Source organism: Streptomyces sp. NPDC037126, assembly GCF_055605965.1.
In genome coordinates this window covers 272,443-281,078 of sequence record NZ_JBVJTD010000014.1, presented here as the reverse complement: position 1 = coordinate 281,078, position 8,636 = coordinate 272,443, and the positions used below count along the sequence as shown (strand labels likewise).

General features: G+C 70.2%; 8 protein-coding genes and 1 rRNA gene. 2 read left to right on the top strand and 7 right to left on the bottom strand.

Translation table 11 applies throughout. The features are described from left to right. A 5S ribosomal RNA gene (gene rrf / locus ACZ7FF_RS28635) occupies positions 1–101 on the top strand; the annotation flags it as partial. A 74-nt stretch (positions 102–175) separates the two neighbouring features. On the opposite strand, the gene ACZ7FF_RS28630 is transcribed toward rrf, so the two are convergent. Beyond that, positions 176–724 carry a cysteine hydrolase family protein gene (locus tag ACZ7FF_RS28630; RefSeq protein ID WP_470815543.1) on the bottom strand — a complete coding sequence of 183 codons (549 nt, stop codon included), beginning with the start codon at positions 722–724 and terminating at the stop codon, positions 176–178. A gap of 52 nt (positions 725–776) precedes the next feature. Here ACZ7FF_RS28630 and ACZ7FF_RS28625 point away from each other — a divergent pair, with 52 nt between their 5' ends. Continuing rightward, entirely contained in the window at positions 777–1,337 is a 561-nt protein-coding gene (locus ACZ7FF_RS28625) for a GNAT family N-acetyltransferase (protein WP_470815541.1), read from the top strand. On the opposite strand, the gene ACZ7FF_RS28620 is transcribed toward ACZ7FF_RS28625, so the two are convergent. The 6 genes from ACZ7FF_RS28620 to ACZ7FF_RS28595 all read right to left on the bottom strand — a co-directional run bounded on the left by ACZ7FF_RS28620 (position 1,326) and on the right by ACZ7FF_RS28595 (position 8,502). Beyond that, positions 1,326–2,852 (bottom strand): type IV secretory system conjugative DNA transfer family protein, encoded by a 1,527-nt coding sequence (locus ACZ7FF_RS28620; RefSeq protein WP_470815540.1) that lies wholly within the window; start codon positions 2,850–2,852, stop codon positions 1,326–1,328. The two genes, ACZ7FF_RS28625 and ACZ7FF_RS28620, sit on opposite strands and share 12 nt — an antisense overlap. Positions 2,853–2,863: 11 nt before the next feature. Further along, positions 2,864–4,276 (bottom strand): ATP-binding protein, encoded by a 1,413-nt coding sequence (locus tag ACZ7FF_RS28615; protein WP_470815539.1) that lies wholly within the window; start codon positions 4,274–4,276, stop codon positions 2,864–2,866. A 14-nt stretch (positions 4,277–4,290) separates the two neighbouring features. Beyond that, entirely contained in the window at positions 4,291–5,850 is a 1,560-nt protein-coding gene (locus ACZ7FF_RS28610; RefSeq protein ID WP_470815537.1) for an SCO6880 family protein, read from the bottom strand. Next, on the bottom strand, positions 5,847–7,199 hold the full coding sequence (locus ACZ7FF_RS28605) for a hypothetical protein (protein WP_470815535.1): 1,353 nt from the start codon (positions 7,197–7,199) through the stop codon (positions 5,847–5,849). The genes ACZ7FF_RS28610 and ACZ7FF_RS28605 overlap by 4 nt, the downstream gene beginning before the upstream one ends. After that, the gene (locus ACZ7FF_RS28600) at positions 7,189–8,019 is read right to left on the bottom strand and encodes a DUF8175 domain-containg protein (RefSeq protein WP_470815533.1); all 831 of its coding nucleotides are present in this window, start codon (positions 8,017–8,019) and stop codon (positions 7,189–7,191) included. The genes ACZ7FF_RS28605 and ACZ7FF_RS28600 overlap by 11 nt, the downstream gene beginning before the upstream one ends. Positions 8,020–8,193: 174 nt before the next feature. Next, positions 8,194–8,502 (bottom strand): hypothetical protein, encoded by a 309-nt coding sequence (locus tag ACZ7FF_RS28595; protein WP_014673544.1) that lies wholly within the window; start codon positions 8,500–8,502, stop codon positions 8,194–8,196. Positions 8,503–8,636: the final 134 nt, after the last annotated feature.

Here is an 8,636-nt window from a genome sequence, read left to right as displayed (position 1 = left end):
TGAGGGAAACGCCCGGTTACATTCCGAACCCGGAAGCTAAGCCTCACAGCGCCGATGGTACTGCAGGGGGGACCCTGTGGGAGAGTAGGACACCGTCGAACAATTTTTGGGAAAACCCCGCACCAATTCTGGTGCGGGGTTTTCTGCGTTTACGGCGCTTTTTCAGGCCGTCATTTCAGAACGTCACGTCCGCGGTCTTCACCGTCCCGCCCCGGCGGCCGGGAGCATGCTGGCCGCTCCAGTAGAAATTGGTGTGGGCGATCACCTGCTCCGGGGCCGGCGCCCCGTACTCGGTGAGGTCCTCGGTCGTGTGGGCGTCGGCGACCAGCGTCGCGTCGTAGCCCCGTACCAGGGCTCCGTGCAGGGTCGAGCGGACGCAGAAGTCGGACTGGGCACCCGTCACGACGAGCCGGCCCACGGCCCGTTCGGCCAGCACGCCCTCCAGATCGGTGTCCTCGAAGGAGTCGCGGTAGGTCTTGGCGACCAGGGGCTCGGTGTCCAGTCGCTTCAGTTCCGGGACGTACTCCCAGCCCTCGGTGCCGGCCACCAGCTCCTCGTCCTGGTGCTGCACCCAGACCACCGGTACGGCGGCCGCGCGTGCCCTGTCGACCAGGGTGTCGATGTTCGCGATGACCTCGTCCCGGTGCGGCGCGCCGGCGACGACCGCGTTCTGGACATCTATGACGAGCAGGGCGGTGTTCGGCCGATCATGAAGGGTTGTCATGCGGCCACAATATGGCGTGCCGTTCGCGGCCGCCGCTACTACGGTGGCCGTCATGAGCACTCCGGTCAGCAGTGATTACGTCGTTCGCGCCATACGTCCCGAGGAGTGGGAGAAGGTGAAGCGGCTACGGCTGACCGCGCTGCTGGATCCCGCCGCGCCGCTGGCCTTCCTGGAGACGCACGAGGACGCGGCGGCCAAGCCCGACCTGTTCTGGCAGGACAGGGCGATCGGGTCGGGTGTGGGCTCGACGGCGGCCCAGCAGTTCATCGCCGAGACCCCCGACGGCACCTGGGCGGGCACGGTGACCGTGCTCATCGAGGAGGCCGGCACGCAGGACTGGGCGGGGCAGCCGGTCGAGCGGCGGCAGGGGCACGTCGTCGGCGTGTTCGTGCATCCCGAGCACCGCGGGAACGGGCTGATCAAGGCGCTGTTCGACGCCGGGATCGACTGGGCGTGGGCGCGCGGCGCCGAGCGGGTGCGGCTGCTCGTGCACGAGGACAACGCGCGGGCGCAGGGTGCCTACCGGAAGGTGGGGTTCACCCCGAGCGGGGTCGTCGTGCCGTTCTGCCAGAACGAGGCGCAGAACGAGGTGGAGTTCGTCCTAGACCGGTAGTCCGGGCAGTCCCGGCAGTTCCCGGTGCGGCCAGCGGGAGCGGGCCTGTTCCCGGGAACGCAGCAGGGCGAGCGTCGGCAGGCCCTGCTCCGCTCCGGCGGCGAGCAGGTCCGGGAGCTGGGGGACGGGCGCGACGGCCGCGATGTCGTCCAGGACCAGGGTCAGTGGTGGGTCGAGCCGACCGGAGGATGACCGTTCGGCCATGCGCCGGCCGCGCTCGACCACGCTCGAGACGAGGGCCGTCAGGAGGGGCATCGCTCCCGGTTTGCTCCTCGGGTCCTCGATGGATTCACCGACCACATAAAGCGTGCCCCCTTCGTGGACGAAGGAATCCAAGGCAAGCGCATCAGTTCGGTTTGGTGTGCAAGCCTCGCGGATGTTGACCGTGAAGAGGGCGGAGAGCGCCCGGCTGGTCAACTCCTGTGCGATGTCCCGGCGTTCGGGGTGTGCGGTGAGCGCTGCCTCCAGTTCGCCGGCGGCGCCGGGCGCGGCCTTGGCGTGGGTGCGCAGGGTGCGTACGGCCTCCTGGACCTGGGTGCCCTGGGACCAGCGGTGGACGTGACGGATGGTCCGGTTCTCCAGGGCGGCGGCGTGCAGGTAGCTGCGCAGCAGGGTGGTCGCCGTGTCCACCAGGGCCTGGTCGATCTTGGCCGTGGGCTGTACGGGGGTGAGCAGCGCGGTCGTCCGGTGCAGTGCGGTCTGTCTGTCCTCGCAGCCGGCCGTGGGGGACCAGTGCAGACGGGCCGGGGTGTCGCAGAGGTGGGTGGGGTCGTAGAGGAGGACGGGACCGAGTTTTGTTCGTGCGTCCTTCGTCTCCGCCCAGAGCGCGGGGTCGGAGGTGACGACGAGGGCGGCGCCTTCTGCGTCGCGTACGGCCCGTGCGGCGGTCGGGCGGCGGCTCTCCCTGGGCGCGATGAGGACCCGCTCCCAGCCGCCCGGCTGCGCGGCGCCGGGGGCGGCGGCCATCGGGTCCACCGGTGGCGCGGTCTCCTGGAGCGGCACCGCGGGCTCGGGTGCAGGCTCCGCCCGCGGCACGGGGACCTCGTACCGCGGCTCCTGGGGGGCGGGAACCTCCTGGGGGACGGGCGGTGCCTCGTACGGCCGTTCCTGGACCGGGGGCGAGGCCTTCTGGGCGCGTGCGCGGGCCTTTCCCGCGCGCCAGCGGGCCACCGCCCCCATCACGAACACGGTGAGGACGAACAGGATCATCAGCTGGCCGATGAACAGGCCCCAGAACAGGCCCCAGCCGGACAGCTGGGCCGGCGGGGTGCCGGGCCAGGCGCCGGCGATGTCGTGGGGCTGCCCGATGAGGTGGCGCATGGCGAGCGGGGTGTGGGTGAAGGTGACGCCGTCGGGCCAGGCGCCCCCGTCGAAGAGGGACGCGAGGCCCGTGGCCGTCCACACCAGCACGGTCATGCCGAGGAGGAACGCGAGTATGCCGACCAGCAGGCCGTCGGGGATGCCGCCCTGTCCGGCCCGCGGGTTGTCGCGCTGATCGCGAGCGTCCGGTCTCACGCTGTCTCCTCTTACGCCACCGTCGACTCGGAGTCGCCCAGGTGCTGCTCCACGAAGGCCGCCGCCCGTTCCTCGGCCTCCAGTTCGGCGGCGCGCAGGGCGTCGTCGGACGTAAGGTCGCTGGAGGACTCGGTCATCGCGCGGTCGGTGAAGACCAGCGGGCGTTCGGTCTCCGTGATGAGGTGTTTGACCACCTGGACATTGCCGTTGACGTCCCAGACGGCGATGCCCGGGGTGAGGGTCGGGATGATCTCGACGGCCCAGCGGGGCAGGCCGAGGACGCGCCCGGTCGCCCGTGCCTCGTCGGCCTTCTGGGCGTAGATCGTCCTGGTCGACGCCATCTTGAGGATGGCCGCCGCCTCCTTCGCCGCGGCCCCGTCCACCACGTCGGACAGGTGGTGGACGACCGCCACGAAGGAGAGGCCGAGGCGGCGCCCGAACTTCAGCAGCCGCTGGAACAGCTGCGCCACGAACGGGCTGTTGATGATGTGCCAGGCCTCCTCGACCAGGAAGATGCGCTTCTTGCGGTCGGGGCGGATCCAGGTGTGCTCCAGCCACACGCCGACGATCGCCATCAGGATCGGCATGGCGATGGAGTTGCGGTCGATGTGGGACAGGTCGAAGACGATCAGCGGGGCGTCGAGGTCGATGCCGACCGTGGTGGGGCCGTCGAACATGCCCCGCAGGTCACCGTCGACCAGCCGGTCGAGCACCAGGGCGACGTCGAGTCCCCAGGCCCGTACGTCGTCTATGGCGACGTTCATCGCCTCGGCCGACTCCGGCTCGGGGTGCCGCAGCTGCTCGACGATGTCGGTCAGGACCGGCTGGCGGTCGACGATCGTCTCGTTGACGAAGGAGTGGGCGACCTTGAGGGCGAAGCCGGCGCGCTCGTCCAGGCCGTGGCCCATCGCGACCTCGATGATCGTCCGGAGCAGCGCGAGCTGCCCGGTGGTGGTGATCGCCGGGTCCAGGGGGTTGAGCCGGATCCCGTGGTCCAGGGCGGCCGTCGGGTCGAGCCGGATGGGGGTTATCCCCAGCTCCTGGGCGATGAGGTTCCATTCGCCGACCCCGTCCTCGCCCTGGGCGTCCAGCACGACGACCTGGCGGTCCCTGAAGCGCAGCTGGCGCAGGACGTAGGTCTTCTCCAGCGCCGACTTGCCGTTGCCGGACTCGCCGAGGACGAGCCAGTGCGGGGCCGGCAGCTGCTGGCCGTAGAGCTGGAACGGGTCGTAGATGTAGCCCTTCCCGGAGTACACCTCGCGGCCGATGATGACCCCGGAGTCGCCGAGGCCGGGCGCGGCGGTGGGCAGGTAGACCGCCTGGGCCTGGCCCGTGGAGGTGCGCACCGGCAGCCGGGTCGACTCGACCTTCCCGAAGAGGAAGGCGGTGAAGGCGTCGGTGAGGACGGTCAGCGGATCCCGCATCGGCGAATCAGCCCCTACCTTCGGATGCCGGTGGCGAAGGGAAGTGTGTTCACGAAGGCGCGATGGTGCTCACGGTCGCACCACTCCAGCTTGAGGTACGACTTGCCCGCGGAGGCCCTTATCGTGCGCTTGTCGCGGGCGAGGGCCTCCGGAGAGCGGGAGGAGACGGTGATGTAGCCCACCAGGTTGACCCCCGCCGCTCCGCTGGCGAGGTCCTCACCCCTCTGGTCGAGGCGGTTGTGGGCGGCGATGTCGCGGGGGTCCACGGTCCGGTTCATCTTGGCGGCCCGGGAGGCCTCGGCCACGTCGTTCGTCTTCTCGGTCAGCATGCGTTCGATGGCTACCTCGGTGGGCTCCAGATCCATCGTGACCGCGACCGTTCGGATGACGTCCGGGGTGTGGACGAGGAGCGGGGCGAGGAAGTTGACGCCGACGGGGGTCATCGGCCACTCCTTCACCCAGGCCGTGGCGTGGCACCAGGGGGCGCGGGTGCTGGACTCCCGGGTCTTGGCCTGGAGGAAGGTGGGCTCCATGGCGTCCAGCTCGGCCGGCCAGGCGTTGCGCCTGGTCATCGCCTGGATGTGGTCGATGGGGTGGTCCGGGTCGTACATGGAGTGGACCAGTGAGGCCAGCCGTCCCTGACCGAGCGGCTGGCGTACGCGGATGTCGGCTTCCTGGAGCCGGGAGCAGATGTCGGTCAGCTCGCGGGCCATGACGACGGCGAGTCCGGCGTCCCGGTCCAGCTTGCGGCCGGACTGGGGGCGGGCGGCGCGGGCCATGGCCTGTGCCTCGGCGGCCAGTTCGCGGGTGTAGTGCATGCAGGCGACGAGGTAGGCGCGGTGCTGCTCGCTGCTGGTGGACACCATGGACTGGAGCTGGTCGTACGACTGCCGCAGCCAGTCGGGGGAGCGCTCGTCGCCGCGCTGGGCGACGTCCTTGGCGTGGGCGTCGGGGTCGGCGGGCAGGGTGCGGGCGAGCATCTGCAGCCGGGTGACGAACCCGTCCCCGTTGGCGACGTGCTTGAGCAGCGTGCCGAAGCGGTCGACGAGGGCCTCCTGGTCCTCGGAGTCGCGCAGTCCGACGCCGGGGCCCTCGATCTCGATGCAGGCGGTGACCGTCTTGCGGTCGGCGTGCAGCAGTACGGCGATCTCGTCGGGGCCGAAGGGGGCGGCGAGCCAGGTGATCCGGCCGATGCCGGGGGGCGGGCCGATCTCGACCTCACGGCCGTCGAGCCGGATGCCGGCCTCCATGACGCCCGAGCGGTAGCCGGCGCCGCGCTTGAGGGTGCGCTTGTAGCTGCGGTTGATCTCGAACCACTTGTAGAAGGTGCGGCGCTTGTACGGGACGTAGACCGCGGCGAGGGCGATCAGCGGGAAGCCCATCAGGAGCACGATCCGCAGGGACAGGACCGGGACGACGAGGCCGCACATCATGCCGAGGAACGCCCCGGCGACGATCAGCACGATCTCGCCGGACTCGCGGTTGCGGCCGATGATCGCGTTCGGCCGGGCGCGGCCGATCAGATACGTACGGCGGGGCGTGACCGGATGGGACAGGTGGGACTCGGTCGTCAACGCCCTTCACCTCCCGTGCGGTTGTTGCGGGTGTTGCCTGCGTGCGGGGTGTTGACCGGGCTGGGCGCGCGGGGCGCGGGCGTGGCGGAGGGGACGGCTCCGCCGGAGCCCCCGGTGGGGGTACGGCTGCTGTGGGCGGCGACTCCGCCGGTGGCGGGGTTGGCCGGGCGGGGGGCGCTGTTGCCCTGGCCGCCGCCCGCGGCGCCGTTGCTGTCGGCGCGGGCGCTGTGGGTCTTGATGCCCTGGGCGACGAGGGTGGCCGGGGAGCTGATGACGGCGGCGGCCTTGCCTTCGGCGCCCTGCATGATGCGGTTGTTGCGGCCGTTCGCGATCTCGTCGCCGAAGCCGGGGACGAAGCGGTAGATCGCGGCGCTGGCGAAGATGGCGAGCAGGATGATGGCGAGGCCGGAGACGACGGCGGAGAAGGCGTCGGGGCCGTTGCCGGAGGACAGGGCGCCGGCGAGGCCGAGGACGATCACGATGACCGGTTTGACGAGGATGACGGCGATCATGATGCCGGCCCAGCGGCGGACGTGGCCCCACAGGTTCTTGTCCACGAGTCCGGCGTAGACGACGGTGCCGAGGAGGGCGCCGACGTAGAGCAGGGCGGCGCGGATGACGAGCTCCAGCCAGAGGACGCCGGCGGCGAGGATGCTGACCAGGGAGACGACGATCAGCATGATCGGGCCGCCGCCGATGTCGGTGCCCTTGCCGAGGGCGCCGGAGAAGGTGCCGAAGAAGGTGTCGGCCTGGTCGCCGGTGGCCTTCGCGAGCACGTCGGTGACGCCGTCGGTCGCCGAGACGACGGTGTACAGGATCAGCGGGGTGAAGGCGGAGGCGAGCACCGTCAGCCACAGGAAGCCGATGGCTTCCGAGATGGCGGTGGTCAGCGGTACACCGCGCACCGCGCGCTTGGCCACGGCCAGCAGCCACAGCAGCAGCGTCAGGATCGTGGAGGCCGCGAACACGATGGCGTACTGCTGCAGGAACTTGGCATTGGTGAAGTCGACGTTGGCGGTCTCCTTCACGGCCTTGCTGAGCTTGCCCACCGTCCAGGAGGCGGCCTCGGCACAGCCCTTGGCCAGCGAGGACAGGGGATCGAGGGTGGAGGTGTCCGGGACGTTGGCAGCTCCCGATCCGCTGCTGCTGTTGCCGCGTTCGCAGTACTTCTTGGCCTCGCCGGTGATGACACCGCAGTTGTACTTGTGCCCCGACGGTGAGGGCGAGGGGCTGCCCGACGGGGTCGGTGAGGGATCGGCGAAGGCACGTGTGGCCAGCAGCACGGCCGTGGTCTGCACGGCCGCCACGATCGAGGCGAGCTTGAGCGCACGTTGCGGGCTACCGGGCATACGTGAACCCTCCGTACTCTTCGATGGCCTTGCTGATCTGGTCGGAGGTGGCGGCTCTGTCGTCACCCGGTACCGGAGCGGGGCCGTCCTTCTGGGTGTCGGAGGCGATCTTCCAGTCGCCGTCGGACCACCGGAGGTCGAAAGTCCACGTCTTCCAGGACGAGGTGACGGGGTCGGTCGAGGTGTTGCCCGCCATGCCGATGAGCCCCACGTACCAGACCGCGACCCTGGCGTCGGTGTCCGTGTACTGCTGCACGGTCGTTCCGACCGGGACCACGCGGGAGACGAACGTGCTGCCCTTCGGGGGGTTGCCGGCCGCGTCGAGACCCATTCTGCCGAGAAAGTCGGCCGAGTACGCCTGGTCCATCTGGCCCTGCAGAGGTGCTGCCGCGTCCGGGGTGTAGAGGAGCTGGAGCAGCGTGTGGCGGCTGTCCTTGTTGAACATGCCCGTCGAGCCCAGCGCCACGGCGTAGTTCGAGGCCGCCGACTGCGCTCCCTGATCCGTGTGGGCGAACCCGGTGGGTACTCCGGCGGACTTGGTCTCCACGGGGCGCGTTCCACTGGCCGCCGTAGGGTCGGCCGTCGGCTTGCCGGCCTGCCCGGAGTGGCCGTTCGTCGTCGACGAGTGGTCGCTTCTGTTGGCGAAGGCGATGGCTGCGATGAGGAGGACGACCACGCCGACGACCGTGACGAGGCTTCGGGAGGAGGAGCGGCCGGGGCGGCGGGGGGCGCCGCCGTAGGGGTCGCTCTCGGGCAGCCGCGTCCGGGTGTGCCCGGTGTCGTCGTAGTCGGTGTAGCCCTGCTCGTCTCCGGGACTCATGCCGCGTACGCCCCCTCCGCCTTGTAGACATACGACGGTAGCCGTGCTGGTTCCCGCGCGGGCGCGGTGTGGTGACTCGACATCAGGGAAACGCAACCTCAGCCGGTGGGCACGACGGGTGGGTGGGGTGGAGGGGACGAGGTCCGGGCGTGCCCGGCGGAAGGAGGGCGCCCGTCAGACGGCCATGCCGTACACGATGGTGAACAGCGTGCCCAGGGAGCCGATGATGAAGACCCCGGTGAGGCCGGCGATGATGAGGCCCTTGCCCTGCTCCGCGCTGAAGGTGTCGCGCAGGGCCGTGGCGCCGATGCGTTGCTTCGCCGCGCCCCAGACCGCGATGCCGAGGCAGAGCAGGATGGCCACGGCCATCACCACCTCGATCATCACCTTGGCCTCGTTGCCCAGGCTGCCGAAGGGGCCCCAGTCCGGAGCGATCCCGCCGATGATGGTGTTGATGTCTCCCTTGTCGGCCGCAAAGAGCATGTAAGTCACCGCCCCTGGTGGGTAGTTCCGCGAGCGCCCCTGCGGTGTGCAGAGGTCGGGCCTCATTCTCGCCGACAACGCCGCCAACGTATGTCGACTTGACGTCATTGACTGGCGGGTTTCGTACGAATAGC